Raw genomic sequence first — 18,379 nt, forward strand, 5'->3', positions numbered from 1 at the left:
CAAACGGATCAGGCATGGAAACTGTTGATACAACCAGTGCAGGTACAGGAACCACTTCGGAAAAGATCACTGTGATCTTGCGGAGATTTGCATCATTAGCTCTCGGCTGGCTGATTGTGCTGGTTGCGCTGCGATTACTCGAATGGCTCTGGAACGGATTTTCCCATCAGTTTCCGGAAGAGCCGGTACTGTTCCTTTTTAATGCGCTGCTCACCGATTTCATTTTCTTCTGCAAGCTCAACTTTCTGTTGCTGCTGCTATTTCTGGTAATAAGTTTTGCTTCGCGAAGAGCCGCAGCGATCACTTATCTTGTACTCGCCGTATTGTTTACTCTCGGATATCTCGCACTCATTCAATATTTCAACAGCACGCTGGTTCCGCTTGGCGCCGACCTCTACGGATATAGCTGGAAAGAAATCAAGCTTACTGTTGGCGCATCCGGCAAACTCAACTTCCTCACATTATTGCTGATGGTGATTGCCATTGCAGCCATCATTACAGCGCTGATCTGGTTAACGAAAAAGATCCGGCCAGGGAAAGTTGCATCATTTATGTTGACTCTGCTGGTAGTGGTCACTTCATTGTTTGCATTCTCTGCGGGCTTTACTCCGCACGTATTTCAGAACGAATACAGCAATAACCTTTCTTACAATAAACTCGATTATTTCCTCGGAGCTTCATACAACCATTTCTATCCCGAAGAACTGGAAACCGATATCTATGCAGATTCCTACATCGGAGATTATGGCGAGAACACAGGAACTGGAACCATCGCCAGTTTCAACTATACCGATGAAAAAGATTATCCGTTCCTGCATGGAGACAGCACCGAAGATGTGCTCTCTCCATTTCTGAATAAATCTGCCACGCCTCCCAATATTGTGATACTGCTGGTTGAGGGGCTTGGTCGCGCATTCACCAATCAGGGTGCATACCTTGGGAACTTCACGCCATTTATCGATTCATTATCGCAGCATAGTCTTTACTGGGAGAATTTTCTCAGTGGAGGAGGAAGAACCTTTGCTGTATTGCCTACAGTGCTTGGCTCGCTTCCTTTTGGGAAAAATGGATTCAATGAACTGGGAGAAAAGATGCCTCCGCAACTCAGCCTCATGAGCCTGCTGAAAAAGAATGGATACAATACCGGGTTCTATTATTGCGGTGATGCTTCATTCGACAACATGGATATTTTTCTGAAGCATCAGAATGCCGACAGAATCAGAGATAAATCCACATTCCCTGCGGGCTATACGCAACTCCCTGCCAGTAACGGTTTCAGCTGGGGGTATGGTGATAAAGAACTGTTCCGGTTCTTATACGCAGATCAGCAGTCAACTTCGCAACCAACCTTGCAGGTGCTGCTGACGGTTGCTACGCACAGTCCATTTTTAATCAACGAGCAGGAAAAATACAATCAGGCAGTAGAAAAAAGAATGGATGAGCTGAAGCTGACGGGCGATCAGAAAGCAGAACGACGCCAGTATAAAGCGCAGTTCGCCTCTATCTTATACGCGGATGATGCATTGAAGCAATTCTTCGCAAAAGCAAAAGAACAACCCGGCTACAGCAACACTATTTTCCTGATCACTGGAGATCACCGGATGCCCGAAATTCCGATGAGCACCAAGATCGACAGATACCATGTGCCGCTGATTCTGTACTCACCTATGTTGCAGCGAACAGCGAAATTTCAATCGCTCTCCACCCATTTCGATATCGGCCCAACCCTGCTTGCTTACCTCAAAAACAGCTATGCTTTAAAGTTGCCATCGCTTCAAAGCTGGATGGGTAGCGGGTTAGATACCGCACGAAGCTTCCGGAATATCCACGCCATTCCGCTGATGCAAACCAAAACCGATCTCATTGATTTTGTAATGGGGCCTTTTCATCTGAACGGCTCAGATGTTTTCAGAATCAACAACACGCTCAATGAAGACAGGATAACTGACCCTGCAATCATCGAAAGCATGCGCGGGGCATTCGGCAAATTTCAGCAAAAGAATCAACGATTCATTCAGGGAGCGAAGCTGATTCCGGATACCTTATTCAAAACATGGAAACCATAGTGTTATTGCTCGCGGTACAACTCATCGAGAATGGTTGTCATCAAAGGGCGGTAGTAATTCCAGAAGAAGCTTTTCCGCTCCATCGGATTACTGGAATCGTAGAATAGAAATTTGAAGAAAGATATTCCCCTGAAATAAGAACTCCCCATTCCTACCGGGTTGTCGCAGAAGTCTGCGGAGAAATAATAGAATTTGTAATCCTTGCCGGTATGTTGCGTCACTGCGGGGAACATCGCGGGGATGTTTCTTGCTTTCAGTAGTTTCATGCCTGCGTCGTTCGCATCGATCCTGAACTGAGCGATCACCTGATTGATGCTGCTGTCTGGCTGCACCACATCGAACCAGAATGAATATTTGATGGAGGATGGAAGCTGATAAAGCGTTTGCCCTTTTATGCCTGTGATGATATGTGGCACTGCTTCGTTAAGATGTGTGCCTGCTTCGAGAATTTCAATTTCATCTTTGTCATTCACAAACGCAACACCGCCATTTTTGAAGCTCCACTGATTGTTGTGTTGTTTGAGATAGTTGCCAACCAGCCATTGCGGAAGCTCTTTGTTGGTGGTTGTATCCAGCGATTCGAAATATCTTCCGATCCATCCGGTCCACTTCAGTCCGAACATTTGCTCGAACTGCTGTCTTATTTCAGGAGCCGTAGGAGAGCCGATGGTATTGAATTCTGTGATGATGGTCTTGTGTTTGTCTTTCATCAGCTGCAAAAGCGCAATGTCTTCTTTGCTCATTCCTCCGTACACGAGGCCTGATCGTTCAGTTACATTCTTATGTGAAAACCATTCATTGCTGAATACGCCGTAGGTGTCTGTGTAGTAGGCCGCTTTGCAGTCGTTGCTGAGTTGATCGAGTTGAGCGGGAGTGAATCTTTCCAATCCTTTTACACGGAATTGCTCGCCTTGTTGCGGAAAAAATCCAAAATAATCCTGGGATACATGATACGGCTTGCTGCTTGTTTTGGTGTATCGCTCCTGATTGAGCACCCATGTAAGCGATACGTGTTCCTGACCCTGTCGGCTGATTTCCGTTTTATCTACAATGGCAACCACCAGTTTTTTCTTAGGTGTGATCAGCCAGGCGGTCCACATCCAAACGGGAATCAGCAAAATCATTCCTGCAATGATCAATATGTTCCTGGTTCTTTTCTTCACGGGGCGAATTGTTTAGAATCTGCGCTGGTAGCCGATTCCGGCTGTTATCTGATTGTCTTTTGTTTCAGGAAGATACTCCACGCGTGCATATCCGAGGTTCACGAGAAATACGTTCAGCTTTTTATGTGTGAAGCGATAGCCGCCGGAAATTTTATGCGTGAGCAGTTTGTAATTGCTGTTGAGCTGGATGGCCTGCGCTCTGTCGTCCGGTGAAATACCTGTGCCGATGGAGATATGTGCAAAATCATCTGCGCCTCCGAGATAGTAGCGGGTAGTGAATGCGTAGGAATGTGAAATGCGATCGTGATTAGGCGTAACATATGCGCGGAGGTTAAACCAGAAGCTCTTGTAGTATTTTCCTATTGAGCCGGTGTAGATCCATGTGTCGCTTCCGAAGTTGAGATAGCGAAACCCGGCATCTGCTTCAAATCCTTTGGGAAGATTGGCGTAGAGAGAGAATCCGCCACGGTATTTCGGAAAAACAGATTCATCGGGCGAGTAGCCGAAATTCATGTATGCGTAGAAATTTTTAGCGATGCTTGGATAGGCGTCCACTTCAAACTGAACACCGTTTGTTTTGAAACGATTGGTGTAGTTGACTCTTCCGATCACTGATCCGTATTTGGTGCTTCTGCCGTAATCGAGACTTACGAGATGCCAGGGATCATCGAATTGTTTACCGAAATGAGTATAGTCGTAGGAAATACCGATTCGATTGGTGGAGCTGAAATCTCTGATACGGGCTGCGAGAGCGCGTGCGTCTGTATTCTTTGGATCTATGCCGATCAGTGTATCGGTGATCTTTGCTGCGTATTTGTATTCGCGGGTGGCTGTAAGGATCTTCGCTTTCTGCAACAACAGGTCTGGCGATTTGGGATGATGCTGCAGGCCGGTTTCGCAATAATCCAGCGCCTCTTTGTACCGGTCGGTGAAGTAGGCGATGCTGGCTGCAGCAAGCGCTGCATCTTCATGGCCGGGATTTTCTTTCAGTGCGCGATCGAGCGTGAGGCGCGAACTGTCTGTCTGATCATTCCAGAAATACAGCCTTCCGAGGAACACGCGGATATCAGTATAACCCGGACTGATGCTCAATGCCTGACGGCAGATGGCGATTGCCCTGGGATAATCTTTCTGCTTGAATGCAGCCTCGCGCGCCTGTACGAACAACTCATCGGAAGATAATTTCTCCTGAGCTGTCAACGTATGGGCATACAGGATAGTGATGGCCGTGAGGAAAGCCGGTACGAATAGTTTTTTCAGGATCATCGGAAATATCCGTTAAAATATACAGAGTAAATTAATCTATTATGACCAAATAATGGGCAGATGCCCCATGAATTCTGTGCAGCAAAATCAGAGCCAGCCGAAAAGTCCGCTTTCCTCGATGCCGAGAAAGATCCCTTCTTCGCTGATATTTACAGGATAGGTTTTGAGATAGTATCCTTCCCCGCTGGTATTGCGGCCATTCTTCAGACTGAACTTGTAACGATGAAGTGGGCACACCACATTGCCGACGGCGTCGATATAGCCATCGGCCATAATACCTCCCGCATGCGGACATTTAAACGCAAACCCATACCATTCTTCCTGGTGTTTCGCAATGCAGATCTTCTTTCCCTTCACTTCCACCACGGCTACGCCATTGCCAGCAAAGGCAAGCTCTGCCTCACTTACAGCTATCTGATGCCATTTGTATTTCTTCTCAGACATCAGTAGTAGAAAGATGTTTTGTAGGGATAGCGGATCTTGTACATATCACGCACTTTTTCGAGAATGGTAGTGCGAAGCGTATCGATATTCGTTCTTTCGATGGCAGAGATGAATACGCAGTTGCCCTGCAGTTCGTTCTCCCATCTTTCTTTGAGTTCGTTGAGGATCTCCACTTTCACTTCTTCTTCGAGCCAGGGATCGAAAGTATTCTTCTCGTACATATCCATCTTGTTGAAGATGGTGATCATCGGCTTGTCGAAAACTTTCAGCTCCTGCAGGGTGCTGTTCACTACGCCGAGCTGATCTTCGTACTGCGGATGGGAAGTGTCTACCACATGCAGCAGAATATCTGCTTCGCGCACCTCATCGAGTGTGCTCTTGAAGCTTTCCACGAGATGGTGAGGAAGCTTGCGGATGAAACCTACGGTATCGCTGAGCAGAAAGGGCGTATTCTCAAACACCACTTTGCGGGTGGTGGTATCGAGTGTAGCGAATAATTTGTTTTCGGCAAATACTTCGCTTTTACTGATGAGGGTCATGATAGTGCTCTTGCCTACGTTGGTATAACCTACGAGGGCAACACGGATGAACTCGCCGCGGTCTTTGCGCTGAACTGCGGCGATCTTGTCGATCTCGGCCAGTTTTCTGCGAAGCAATGCGATCTTGTCTTTGATGATACGACGGTCGGTCTCGATCTCCGTTTCACCCGGACCTCTGGTTCCGATACCGCCCCCAAGACGTTCAAGGTGTTTCCACATCCCTTTCAATCGGGGAAGAAGGTATTGGTACTGCGCCAGTTCCACCTGTGTTTTGGCCTGGGCGGTTTTAGCGCGGCTGGCAAAGATGTCGAGGATCAGGTCGGACCGGTCGATCACCTTTACATTGAGTACTTTTTCAATATTCTGGATCTGTGAGCCACTGAGCTCATCATCGAAAATTACGAGGTTGATATCCTTGCCCTGGATATATTCAAAAATCTGCTCCAGCTTCCCTTTACCTACAAAAGTGCGGCTGTCGGGATGCGCCAGTTTCTGAATAAAATGCCTGACGGCCTTGGCTCCGGCGGTTTCTGCCAGAAACGCCAGTTCTGCGAGATATTCTTTTACCTGTGCTTCTGTCTGGTCTTTGTGAACCAGACCCACCAGTACTGCTTTCTCTTCGTTCTGAATGTTATTCTTCTTATCTAACAATGATGCTGTTTTGCAGCAAAGGTAAATCATTAAACAGCGCCAAAACAAAACGGGCGGCCCTGATGAGGCCGCCCGCTGAATATTTTGAGGGATCGCTTACAATCCACTGATGGAAATACCGATCTGGAACGGACGGATACCGTCTGGCCCCATACCGTCTTTGATGAAGTTGTTCATCTGGTAAGAACCATACAGTCCGAATACGCCATAGCTGATTCTGCCGGTAAGGCTGATACGGGTGCTCTCAAAGAAACGTTTCGCTTTTTCCTTGCTGGTGTAGGCATTGATGGTATTGCCGTTCTTGTTCTGAAGCGTTTTTCCTTTTACGGAAGCACTCATGAGGGTTCCGATCTTACCACCCACCGCAAATTTCCAGCTTTTGTTGGTATTGGTTGGGTTTGAGGCAAAACGCAGTTCCACAGGAGCTTCCAGGTAAGTGGTAGCCAGTTTGTATTTCTTAAAATGGTTGGTATCTGCTACGTTTTTGAACGTGAGTTTGTTAGAACGTTTTCCGGTGATGTCGATATCTGTTTTATCGAAATACATATTGTCTGTGCCGAAACCTGCACCGATACCGATGCTGAAGCGGGGATCAGACTTGAAAGGGAAGTCGAACATAAAGTATACGTTCAGGCTTCTGGGAATTCCTTTTGTATTGATGGTATCTGGTGCTGAAGCCCATCCATTATAACCGAGTTGGATCATCAGGTGATCATTGGCGCGGTTCCCGAGGGTGACTTTGCTCCAGTCTTTTTTCTTCTTAGTGGCAGTTGAGGTAGAGTCCTGGGCATTAACAGCCGTTACACAGGCTACAGTGAGAAACAGAAACAGAATTTTTTTCATACCAGTTAAATGATTGATCAAAAGTATCTTTCCCGGGTTAAATGAAATGTTAAGGTTGGCAAAGAAACAACAATTTATACGGTTTCACGGGATTTTATTGGAAAGGAAGATTGGTCGATCCTGAAAAAGAACTGGTCGATAAAGTCGGGGAAAAACAGCAAATACCTATACCATTATATAAGGAGTGATGGCAGGGGCTGTCAAACTTAGTGACCAAAATAGTGACCCAAACAAGTAACAGGCACGATGTTGAAGAAGCATAAAATAAAAAACCCGCCATGAAGGCGGGTTTAGTCTGGTGGACCCTGTCGGATTTGAACCAACGACCCTCTGATTATGAGTCAGATGCTCTAACCGTCTGAGCTAAGGGTCCGATCTCCTCACGGAGAATATCTTGATTGTTAGCTTTCACTTTTAGAGAGGGGCAAAATTAAAACAAATAGCCTTCAACCTGAAAATTATCTTTCTGAATTTTTCCGGTAAATTGTGTGTGATCACTACTATTAAACTGTTTTAGCGCCTGGTAACCCAGTGGATACGCGTTCCAACCATACCAAAGAACTGCAAAGACGCATTGCTGTTTATGATGATCCGCTGGCATACAGGGAACTTTTTTATCTTTTCCATCCCCCATTACTTCAGTTTGCACAATCATTTGTTCGCTCACCCGAAATGGCTGAGGAAATTGTGTCTGACGTGTTTATCCGCATCTGGGAGCGGAGAGCCCAATTGCAGAACATCGATAATCTTGCCGTATACCTTTACGTGAGTACCCGCAATACAGCACTCAAATATCTCATGCGCCATCAGAAACAGGCATCCATTTCGCTGGACGATCTGAAGGTTGAGCTCGAAAGCCCGCACCAGGACCCGGAAAAAATTCTGCTCAGCGCCGAAATGACCAAAAAAGTGAAAGAAGCCATAGATCACCTGCCTCCCCGCTGCAAAATGGTGTACAAACTGATCCGCGAAGACGGACTCCGCTATAAGGAAGTAGCCGAAATTCTCAACATCTCCATCAAAACCATCGACAATCAGCTGGCCATCGCACTGAAAAAGATTGGCAAGGCCATCAACGTGAACCTCCGGAAAATACTCAGTCTCTGATCTGAAAATTTTTTTCGAACGCCTTTGGTAGATCGGCTCCGTTTTGGGATCCTTCCTTATACAATATTAATTATGTCTGCCGATCGTATTTGGGAACTCATAGCCAGAAAGCTCGCCGGCGAAGCCTCCGATGCCGAACTGCAGGAGCTTGCCCGGTTACTGAAAGATAACCCGGACCTGCATTTCCCCTTGCAGGCCATCACTGAACTCTGGCAACAGGACGAAGCCAAAGACCTCCACAAAACCGAACTCGCTTTTCACCGGCACCTCGAAAGAATGAAGAAGCAGGGCATCAGCTTTGCAACGCCCGATGAAACAGCAGAAGAGTCTGCCACTTTCAGCATCGAAAAGTATCCCAGACGTCGAAAACTGTGGACTAAAATTGCCGTTGCTGCGACGCTATTGGCAGCAGCTTCGCTCATCTGGTATTATTTGCAGCCAGCTTCCACTACCAAAGGCACGCAGCTTGCGAAAACAGATGCAAACAGTGAGATCGTTACCCGCAATGGCTCCCGAACTATGGTTTCACTCCCCGATGGCAGCAAGGTTTGGCTGAATGGCGGAAGCAGACTGAACTACAATAAATCATTCGGTGTGCATCATCGTGAACTCACATTGACCGGCGAAGCCTACTTCGATGTGGTGAAAAATGCAGAACAACCATTTGTGATACACACTTCACGCCTCGATGTGCGAGTGCTGGGAACAACGTTCAATGTAAAAGCATATCCCAACGAAAAAACAACGGAAGCTGCGCTGGTAAAGGGAAGCATCGAGGTGTTGATCAGAAACAGACCTGCTGAGAAAATCATTCTCAAGCCAAACGAGAAGATAATAGTGAGTGGAGATAGCACACATGCTAAAGGAACAGGTTCAGATTCCGGGAGCAGAACATCATCCCCTGCGCTGGTCACTATCAGAAATCTTACCATCAGCGAAACCGACAGCGCCGTGGTAGAAACAGCCTGGGTGCAGAACAAACTGGTTTTTGCTGAGGAAACATTCGCCGAACTGGCAAAGAGAATGGAAAGATGGTATGGTGTTACAATCGTATTCACTGATCCCAGACTCGAAGCAATCCTATTCACCGGATCATTCGAAACCGAAACATTGCCTCAGGCGCTGCATGCCCTGAAGCTCACTTCTTCGTCGGACAAACTGAAGTTCAATTACGCATTCAGCAACAACAATAAAACGGTTATCATTTCTATTCAATAGAACACCCATTGATCACGAAAACAAAACTCGCCATGCCAACTGCAAACAGCTCCTGATTACATCATCACATAATGAAAGCGGGAAATGCGCCAACATTCCCCGCCCGAATAAGAGTATCGGTAAAAGGCCCCCCTTGCCAGGTTGCTGATTTTACCAATTGTAAACCCTTTTCAATGCTTAAAGTATGAAAAAATACAGGATTTGCCCCGATTTTCCGGGGCGGCCTATCATAACTCAGCTTGTCCTTATCATGAAATTGACGTTTGCCATCATATTAATTGGCTGTCTTCATGTATCGGCGAATGTTCACTCGCAGTCGAAGGTGACGCTCAACATACAATCTTCCGATATCAAAAAAGTGCTGGCAGCCATCGAAAAAAAGACCAGCTTCCGATTCCTGTACAGTTCAGGACTCCTTGCTTCACAACCTAAAGTAACCATCACTGCCAAAGATGAAGATGTGCTCTCCGTAGTGAATAGACTACTGGTTAACACCCTCCTCTCTTACGAAGTGCTCAACAATAATCTGGTAGTGCTGAAAAAAGAGAATACCATTATTCAGCAGGCAACGGTTTCGGGACGTATCACCAATGAAGCGGGCGAGCCGCTTGCTTCCGTGTCCATTCGTGTGAAAGGCTCCAACGCAGGAACTTCCACGGATGCAGAGGGACGATACAGTCTCACCGTTCCCGACAATGCCGTACTGGTGATATCTTCTGTAAGTTATCTCACGCAGGAAGTAACGGTGAATGGAAGAACCGAGATCAATATTGTGCTTCGTGCCTCCAACACCCAACTCGAACAGGTAGTGGTGATCGGATATGGTACTGCCCAGAAAAGAGACCTCGCCGGGTCCATCGCAAAAGTGAGCGGGAAAGAAGTGGCGGATAAGCCCAATACCAACCCAATCGCATCATTGCAGGGGAAAGTAGCGGGTGTGTCTATTGTAAATACCGGATTGCCCGGACAGGAACCAGATATTCGCATACGCGGAACCGTGAGCCGAACACAAACCAAACCGCTCTACGTGGTTGATGGTCTCTTCAACGACAACATCAACTTCGTTAATCCGGCAGATATCGAATCGGTGGAGATCCTGAAAGACCCTTCATCACTGGCCATCTTCGGTGTTCGCGGTGCAAACGGTGTAATTATCGTTACCACCAAGAAAGGAAGAACCGGGCAACTCACCGTTAACCTCAACTCAAGTATCGGCATCAAAAAAATAACAGACAAGGTTAAAATGACCGATGCCGCCGGATTCAAAACGCTCTACGACGAACAGCGCCGAAACCAGGGTAATGTACCTTTTGGATTTTATGATCGCTATAATGGCAATGCAAACTGGCAAGACCTGATCGCCAACAAGAATGCCATTATGTGGAACAACAACGTGAGCATGTCGATGGGAACCGAAAAGAACAAGTTCTACTTCGGCGTTGGTTACATCAAAGAACAGGGACTGATAAAACACGAAAACCTCGATAAAATTCTGCTCACGGTTAATGATGAAGTGCGTGTGTCGAAAGGCATCAAACTCGGTTTCAACCTGAATGGTTATCGTGCTACACCTCCCGCTACTAGCGACTTTATCAGCGCCATCAATGCTACGCCAATTGTTACGCCGTACAATGCCGAAAGAAAAATGTACAACAGGCTGCCGGACGAAATCGGTGGTCCGCAGGTAGCCAATCCATTGATGCTGGTGGATGAAAAAAGAAATACCGATCTGCAACGGGAATACCGCGTGATCGGAAGCGTGAATGCCGATATCAATTTCCTGCGCGATTTCAATTTCAAAGCCACTTACTACATGGATCTTGGTTTCAATAACCAGCGCAGGTACACGCCGCAGATCAAAGTGTACTCGGCAGATCTGGATAAGGAATCGTTCCAGAATCAATACCAGACCACGAGAGTGTTTCAGAAAGAAAATACTTTCTCCAAATTTCAACAGGAGTACCTGCTGAGTTACAAGAAAAAATTCGGCAATCATAACCTCACTGCAATGGGAGGTTTCACTACGTATTTCAGCAGTTATCAGGAAACCAATGGTTCTGTATCCCAGAAGCCAAATGGAACGCCTATTCCAAGAGATAAAAGATTCTGGTACCTCGATAATTTCTTCGGCGATCCCGATTCAAAAATTTCAGGAATCAGTGAAGGGAACGATCTCTTCGACAATCCTAAACCACTGCAATGGGAAACGGCTACCGTTTCCGGATTGTTCAGATTGCTGTACAACTACGATGGCAAATACATCTTCAATGCAAGTTTCAGAAGAGATGGTTCGTCTGAAATGGCTTCTACCAACCGGTCGCAGAATTTCGTTGCATTCGGCGTTGCGTGGGATATGACGAGAGAAAAATTCATGTCGCGCCAAACTATATTCGATCACGTAAAACTGAAAGGGTCATGGGGTATTCTGGGAAATCAGTTCACTGAGATTCATTATCCATTCTATCCGCAGCTGATCAGCGGATCCAGCGCTGTATTCGGCGATAATGTGGTGGCTGCACTTACTCCAAGTTATATCGCCGACCGTGATCTAAAATGGGAGTCCGTTAATTCCATCGAAGGTGGATTTGAAATCGCAACCCTGAAAAACAGACTTCGTGTGGAAGCTGTGTACTACAACAAAACTTCCAAGAACGTGCTCACCAATTATCCCGGCATCAGCGGAACCAAGCCCGGTATCACCAATGCGGGTGAGATCAGAAATAAAGGAATAGAAGCAAGTGCGACATGGATCGATAGAACACCCGGTGGTATTGGTTATTCGATCAGTGGAAATATCACCACGCTCAACAACAGAGTACTGAAGATCTACCAGCAAGGCTTCGAGATCATCACCAACAGCAGTAAAGTAACTGCAGGTATGCCTATTGGTTATTTCTTTGGATATGAGGTGGAAGGCGTGTATCAATCCTATGCAGATAAGATGTCTTCTCCGAATGCAAGTTTTCTGGGTGAGTATGGACCCGGTGATCTCAAATACAGAGATATCGCAGGGCCCAAAGGCCCTGATGGCAAACTTACCGGGCCGGATGGAAAGATCGACGACAACGACCGCGTAATGATCGGCAATCCCACTCCCGACTTCATTTACGGCTTCTCTCTGTCTGCCGATTACAAAGGATTTGATGTGGGCATAGACGTTCAGGGTGTGTATGGCAATGAGATCTTCCGCAGCTGGGGAAATGGAAACACCTATGCTGTGTTCAATTATCGTGAAGACAGACTGAATCGATGGAATGGCCCCGGTACCTCCAATTGGGAACCACAGGTAAACGATAACAGAGTGATCAACAAACAGAACTCCACTTATATGATCGAAGATGGAAGTTATCTCCGAATCCGCAATGTGAATATCGGATACAATGTACCGGTAAAAAGAAACGGGAAGAGCGCCATAGTGAAATCGCTCAGGGTTTACGTGAATGCACAGAACCTGAAAACTTTCAAAAAAAGTTCTGGCTTCTCTCCTGAGTTTGGAGGATCGGCCATCGAGTTCGGGGTAGACAGAGGATCGTATCCGCTTCCCGCCATTTTCTCATTCGGCTTCAATGCAACATTCTAAAACTAATTATCATGACACTCAACAATAAATGGATCGCAGTGCTGTTGCCGATTATGCTGCTGCTTGCCGGAGCAACAGGCTGCAAGAAATTCCTCGACAGAAAACCACTGGGCGTAGGCACTGAGGACGATATCGTACAGGGCGGTCTCGAAGGAAAAGTGTTTTCGTTGTACGGCGAGCTTCGCAAAGATGGGATGAGCGGATTTCCTACACTCGGCTTTAAGAACATCCGGTCCGATGATGCACTCAAAGGAAGCACCACCGGTGATGCATCTTTCATCACTACCATCTTCGATAATTTTCAATACGATGCTGCACAGGGCCAGGCTGCAGTTTACTGGGATGATCATTATTATGTAATTATCCTCTGCAATGCCGTGATCCATGATGTGGATTCTCTCAAGCTCACCGATCCTGCAAGCCAGACCAATCGTGGAGAAGCTGCCTTTATTCGTGCATTGACCTATTTCGATCTGGTGCGCGATTTCGGTGACGTGCCAAAGATCGATTTCAAAGTGAACAGACCCGAAGATGCCAATATTGCCAAATCGCCTGCGGCTGAGATCTACAACCTCATCGATAAAGATCTCGACTTCGCACTGTCTACGCTTCCTCCGGAATGGCCTGCGCAATTTATCGGAAGAGCAACAAGAGGAGCTGCCATTGGTCTGAAAGCAAAAACAATGCTCTATCGCCAGCGCTGGGGAGATGCTTTGGTGATGGCCGAGTCTGTGATCAGTTCCAACAAATACAAACTGATAGAAGAGTACTACAAACTCTTCAAGGAAGATGGAGAGAACTCTGAAGAATCGTTGTTTGAAATTCAGATGTATGTGAACGCTACTGGTTCTGTAAATCTTGGCAACAATCATAATCAGGTGCAGGGAGTTCGTGGTTCGGGAGACTGGGATTTGGGATGGGGCTTTAATGTTCCTACCAAAGATCTGCTCGATAGTTACGAAGCAGGTGATCCCCGGAAAGACGCCACCTTCCTGTATTCCGGACTGTCTGATGGCGGATCATCTACCGGAGGTTATGGCAGAACATTGCCTCCGATGCCTCCGCTGGCGCAGCCTTACTGGAATAAAAAAGTATACACCGACCCTGCCCGCCGAGCGAAAATAACCATTACAAAAGACGATCCGCATTTCAGCAGGTGGCTCAATATCGGCATACTCCGTTATGCAGATGTATTGCTGATGGCGGCTGAAGCTGCCAATGAAGTAGGTGGTCCGGCCAATACCACTAAAGCACTCAATTATCTCGAACAGATACGCGCACGCGCGAGAAAGAACAATGCAGCGCTTCTTCCTAAAATCACCATTACGGATCAGAATCAACTGCGCGATGCTATCAGAAAAGAAAGAAGAATAGAGCTGGCTATGGAGAACGAGAGATTCTACGATCTGGTTCGCTGGGGAAAAGCACTGGAAGTATTGGGACCATTGGGATACAAGGCCAGGAACAAACTCTATCCGATTCCGCAAAGTGCCATCGATAAATCTGGAGGCAAGCTGGTACAGAATCCGGATTATCAATAACGGAACCGAAAATGCGCAATCAATTTTTCATCTGAAAAAATTGTCTATGAAATTGAATCAATTGCTTAGCTATATATTTTTCCTGCTGGCGTTTACTGCAGGATCATCCTGTCAGAAACTCGACAGGCCGGGTATGCACGATTTCAAAAATGACCCCGATAACCCCGGAGGCATACTCAAATTCTATACTGCATTCGACAAAACCGAAGTGGACAGCATCAAAGCCAATTTCGGGACCGCAGTGAATGCTACTTATGTGGATGGCGTACTGGGCAAGGCTTACAAGGGAGCTTCCAATGCGTACATCAACTACCCCTCTGCCAATGATTTTGCTAATGCAACCAGCTTTACCATTGCATTCTGGATGAAACAAACACCACATGATAACGGGGCAGAATTCATATTTGCACTTCCTACCACAGCCAACGAAGATCTGAGAAGTGAAGTATTCTTTCTGGTTGAAAACAAAGGACAGAGTACACCTGAACTAATGACCGGTAAATTCTTTTTACAGGATCAGTGGTTTGTGTTTGGAGGCGATCAACGGCTGAAGAACATCCTGAACGATCAATGGCACCATCTGGCTTTTACTTACGATGAAGCCACTTCAAAGCTGGGCACCTTCGTAGATGGTGTTGCCCTCACCGGATTGCCACCGGGCCTCACTGATGTGAAGAAAGGAGGCGCACCCAGAGGCAAACTGAGTTTCGATAAAGTATCCGGATTCATTATCGGGGGGCCTGCCTCTCTGGCGCTGAATAAACCCTATGATAGCTGGCAGACCAACTATACAGGATCACTCGATCAGTTCAGGATTTACAATAAAGTGCTGTCAGCTGCAGAGATCGCAGCATTGTACAACAACAAACAATAAGTGGGGATGAAACCCCTGTATGTTTTGTTATGAAGGCAATCACATTCTTGATATCAGTGAGCTGTTTTGCTGCTTGCGGCAAAAGCAGCTCAGGCGCTGATTCCGGACCGGGACCAAAACCTGCTCCTGCCGATTTCAGCTTTTCTTACTGGACCATCGACAACATCCCTGCACAAACCATTTATTACGATGTGAAGCGCCAGCCCGTGATCAGGTTCAAACTTCCGGCGAGGCTCGATAGGTCTACAGTGAATGCTTCTGTAGCGTTGAAAGAAAAGCAGGGCAATGCAGTAACTGCACAATTAAGTTACGAACTCGATGATAGCATGCTCGTGATCCGTGCAGCAGAGCCGCTGAAATTCTTTACCCGCTATACAATCGACGTAGCCGGCACACTTAAAACCGGTGATGGAGGGAAACTGAAATCACCGGTACAATTGCAATTAGTCACATCATTGGATTCTTCTGACAAATTTCCGCGTATCAGCGACGATGACCTGCTTACCAGAGTGCAGCAACAAACTTTCAGGTATTTCTGGGACTTCGCACATCCGGTGAGCGGCATGGCGAGAGATAGAAATACATCGGGAGATATTGTTACCACGGGAGGAACAGGCTTTGGCATCATGGCCATCATCGTTGGTACGCACAGGAAATTCATCACGCGCGAAGCGGCATTGGCACGCGTGGCAAAAATCACCGGCTTTCTTCAGAATGCACAAAGAATAAAAGGTGCCTTCTCGCATTGGATCAATGGAGCAACCGGAGCAATCGTGCCGTTCAGTGCAAAAGACAATGGAGCAGATGTTGTGGAAACTGCGTTTCTGATGCAGGGGTTGCTGACAGCCCGGCAATATTTCAATGGAGCAGATGCCGTAGAAACCGCGCTGCGCGCGAATATCAACCAACTCTGGCAGGATGTGCAATGGGACTGGTTTACGCGCAACAATGAAAATGTACTCTACTGGCATTACAGCAACGAATTCAACTGGGATATGAATCTGCGCGTTCGCGGATGGAATGAATGCCTCATTACTTATGTGCTGGCGGCGGCTTCACCTGCTCATTCAATTCCAAAAGAAGTGTATACTCAGGGATGGGCGGATAACGGAAATATCTGCAACAATGCATCTTACTACGATCTTCTACTTCCACTGGGACCAGCGATGGGCGGTCCGCTTTTCTTTTCGCATTATTCTTTCCTCGGCCTCAATCCGAACGGATTATCTGATGCGTGGGGTAATTATCAGCAACAGGTAACCAATCATTCGCTGATCAATTACAAACATGCAGTGGCAAATCCCAATAAATATTTCGGTTACTCTGCTCAGTGCTGGGGCTTTACAGCCAGTGATATTCCTGATGGTTATGCAGCATCTTCTCCAACGAATGATCTGGGAGTGATTGCTCCTACGGCTGCGCTTTCTTCTTTTCCTTACACGCCGGATGAATCGATGGCAGCGTTGAAATTTTTCTATTACGTGCTGGGCGATAAACTTTTCAAAGAGTATGGTTTTGCAGATGCCTTCTCATTGAATGCAGGATGGTTTGCAGATAGTTTCATTGCCATCGATCAGGGACCAATAATTGTGATGATCGAGAACCACCGTAGCAAACTGATCTGGGATCTGTTCATGAGTTGCCCTGAAGTGAAAGCAGGCTTGCAGAAACTGGGATTTCACGGCCCCGGCATTTAAGCGCTTAAAAATTTGGAAACATGAAACTACAATCAGGCATAATGATGCTGGCATTGCTGATGGGCTGTTGCCTTTCAGCGGATGCGCAGAAACGATCGAATAAAAAAACAACTGTTGATACGGTCAGCACCGCCATCATTCCCAATCTCACAGACGATCAGTTGCTCGACCTTGTGCAACAACAAACCTTCCGGTACTTCTGGGATTTTGGACATCCTGTATCGGGCCTCGCGCGCGAGCGAAGCAATATCGCATACGACTACGGTGCCGAAGTGGTAACCACAGGCGGAACAGGATTCGGCATAATGGCTATACTGGTGGCAGCAGAAAGGAAATGGATTTCGCGCGATTCAGCATTGCACCGACTGTTGAAGATGGTGCGGTTTCTCAGCAAGTCCGATCACTATCATGGCATTTTCCCACACTGGCTGAATGGATCAACAGGCAAAACAATTCCTTTCAGCAGAAAAGATGATGGCGGAGATCTGGTGGAATCATCCTTCCTTTTTCAGGGATTGCTTTGCGCGAGACAGTACTTCAACAAAGAAACCGCAGAAGAATCGCAGCTTCGCAATACCATCAACTGGTTATGGAGTGAAGCGGAATGGGATTGGTACACGCAGGGCGGAAGAAATGTGCTCTACTGGCACTGGAGTCCTAACAACGGGTGGGCAATGAATCACGAAATCCACGGATGGAATGAATGCCTCATCACCTACGTGATGGCGGCTTCTTCTCCCCGGTATGCAATCAAACCCGAAGTATATCATCAGGGATGGGTTAACAGCTGGTTTTTCAGAAACGGCAAATCGTTCTATGGATTCGAGCTGCCGCTGGGCTTCGATTATGGAGGTCCGCTTTTCTTCACACATTATTCTTTTCTCGGCCTCGATCCGCACGGACTGAAAGACCGCTATGCAGATTACTGGATACAGAATACGCGCCACGTGCAGATCAACCGGCAACACTGCATTCAGAATCCGAATAAGTTCAAAGGCTACAGTGCAGACTGCTGGGGGCTTACAGCCAGTGATACCTACAATGGCTACAACGCACATTCGCCGGAAAACGATAATGGAACTATTTCTCCAACAGCAGCGCTGTCTTCTTTCCCTTATTCACCTAAAGAATCGATGCAGGCGCTGCGGCATTTTTATTACAAACCCGGCGCTAAGATCTGGACCCAGTATGGCTTTGCCGATGCTTTCAACGAAACGCAGAACTGGGTGGCGGAATCGCATCTGGCCATCGACCAGGGTCCGATTGTTGTAATGATCGAAAACTACCGGAGCGGATTGATCTGGAAATTATTCATGAGTTGCCCGGAAATTCAAACCGGATTACTTAGACTGGACTTTGAAAGTCCTTACCTTAAAGAAAAGAAATAACT

At 46.9% G+C, this 18,379-nt stretch carries 13 protein-coding genes and 1 tRNA gene; 8 read left to right on the plus strand and 6 right to left on the minus strand.

Translation table 11 applies throughout. The features are described from left to right. Positions 1 to 14: 14 nt before the first annotated feature. The gene (locus HHL16_RS04505) at positions 15 to 2,066 is read left to right on the plus strand and encodes an LTA synthase family protein (RefSeq protein ID WP_169423942.1); all 2,052 of its coding nucleotides are present in this window, start codon (positions 15 to 17) and stop codon (positions 2,064 to 2,066) included. 2 nt (positions 2,067 to 2,068) lie between these two features. On the opposite strand, the gene HHL16_RS04510 is transcribed toward HHL16_RS04505, so the two are convergent. The 6 genes from HHL16_RS04510 to HHL16_RS04535 form a co-directional block, all read right to left on the minus strand. Next, positions 2,069 to 3,229 (minus strand): hypothetical protein, encoded by a 1,161-nt coding sequence (locus tag HHL16_RS04510; protein ID WP_346766823.1) that lies wholly within the window; start codon positions 3,227 to 3,229, stop codon positions 2,069 to 2,071. Between the two features lie 12 nt (positions 3,230 to 3,241). Then, positions 3,242 to 4,495 carry a YaiO family outer membrane beta-barrel protein gene (locus tag HHL16_RS04515; RefSeq protein ID WP_169423943.1) on the minus strand — a complete coding sequence of 418 codons (1,254 nt, stop codon included), beginning with the start codon at positions 4,493 to 4,495 and terminating at the stop codon, positions 3,242 to 3,244. An 87-nt stretch (positions 4,496 to 4,582) separates the two neighbouring features. Beyond that, on the minus strand, positions 4,583 to 4,939 hold the full coding sequence (locus HHL16_RS04520) for a Rieske 2Fe-2S domain-containing protein (RefSeq protein WP_169423944.1): 357 nt from the start codon (positions 4,937 to 4,939) through the stop codon (positions 4,583 to 4,585). Beyond that, positions 4,939 to 6,129 carry a GTPase HflX gene (hflX, locus tag HHL16_RS04525; RefSeq protein ID WP_206022249.1) on the minus strand — a complete coding sequence of 397 codons (1,191 nt, stop codon included), beginning with the start codon at positions 6,127 to 6,129 and terminating at the stop codon, positions 4,939 to 4,941. The genes HHL16_RS04520 and hflX overlap by 1 nt, the downstream gene beginning before the upstream one ends. Before the next feature lie 96 nt (positions 6,130 to 6,225). Continuing rightward, entirely contained in the window at positions 6,226 to 6,972 is a 747-nt protein-coding gene (locus tag HHL16_RS04530; protein WP_169423946.1) for an outer membrane beta-barrel protein, read from the minus strand. 296 nt (positions 6,973 to 7,268) lie between these two features. Beyond that, a tRNA-Ile gene (locus HHL16_RS04535) sits at positions 7,269 to 7,345 on the minus strand. 158 nt (positions 7,346 to 7,503) lie between these two features. Between HHL16_RS04535 and HHL16_RS04540 the strand changes: the two genes are divergently transcribed. The 7 genes from HHL16_RS04540 to HHL16_RS04570 all read left to right on the plus strand — a co-directional run bounded on the left by HHL16_RS04540 (position 7,504) and on the right by HHL16_RS04570 (position 18,377). Further along, positions 7,504 to 8,079 (plus strand): RNA polymerase sigma-70 factor, encoded by a 576-nt coding sequence (locus HHL16_RS04540; RefSeq protein ID WP_169423947.1) that lies wholly within the window; start codon positions 7,504 to 7,506, stop codon positions 8,077 to 8,079. A 72-nt stretch (positions 8,080 to 8,151) separates the two neighbouring features. After that, positions 8,152 to 9,297: a FecR family protein gene (locus HHL16_RS04545; protein ID WP_169423948.1), complete on the plus strand. Its 1,146-nt coding sequence runs from the start codon at positions 8,152 to 8,154 to the stop codon at positions 9,295 to 9,297. A gap of 250 nt (positions 9,298 to 9,547) precedes the next feature. Then, entirely contained in the window at positions 9,548 to 12,877 is a 3,330-nt protein-coding gene (locus HHL16_RS04550) for a TonB-dependent receptor (RefSeq protein ID WP_169423949.1), read from the plus strand. An 11-nt stretch (positions 12,878 to 12,888) separates the two neighbouring features. Next, positions 12,889 to 14,418 carry a RagB/SusD family nutrient uptake outer membrane protein gene (locus HHL16_RS04555; protein WP_169423950.1) on the plus strand — a complete coding sequence of 510 codons (1,530 nt, stop codon included), beginning with the start codon at positions 12,889 to 12,891 and terminating at the stop codon, positions 14,416 to 14,418. Positions 14,419 to 14,464: 46 nt separating this feature from the next. Further along, entirely contained in the window at positions 14,465 to 15,292 is an 828-nt protein-coding gene (locus HHL16_RS04560) for a LamG domain-containing protein (protein WP_169423951.1), read from the plus strand. Positions 15,293 to 15,321: 29 nt separating this feature from the next. Then, complete coding sequence (locus tag HHL16_RS04565; protein ID WP_169423952.1) at positions 15,322 to 16,989, plus strand: glucoamylase family protein; 1,668 nt, start codon at positions 15,322 to 15,324, stop codon at positions 16,987 to 16,989. 20 nt (positions 16,990 to 17,009) lie between these two features. Further along, the gene (locus HHL16_RS04570; protein ID WP_169423953.1) at positions 17,010 to 18,377 is read left to right on the plus strand and encodes a glucoamylase family protein; all 1,368 of its coding nucleotides are present in this window, start codon (positions 17,010 to 17,012) and stop codon (positions 18,375 to 18,377) included. The last annotated feature ends 2 nt before the right edge of the window (positions 18,378 to 18,379 follow it).

Source organism: Pseudoflavitalea sp. G-6-1-2 (assembly GCF_012927185.1).
Classification (GTDB): domain Bacteria; phylum Bacteroidota; class Bacteroidia; order Chitinophagales; family Chitinophagaceae; genus Pseudobacter.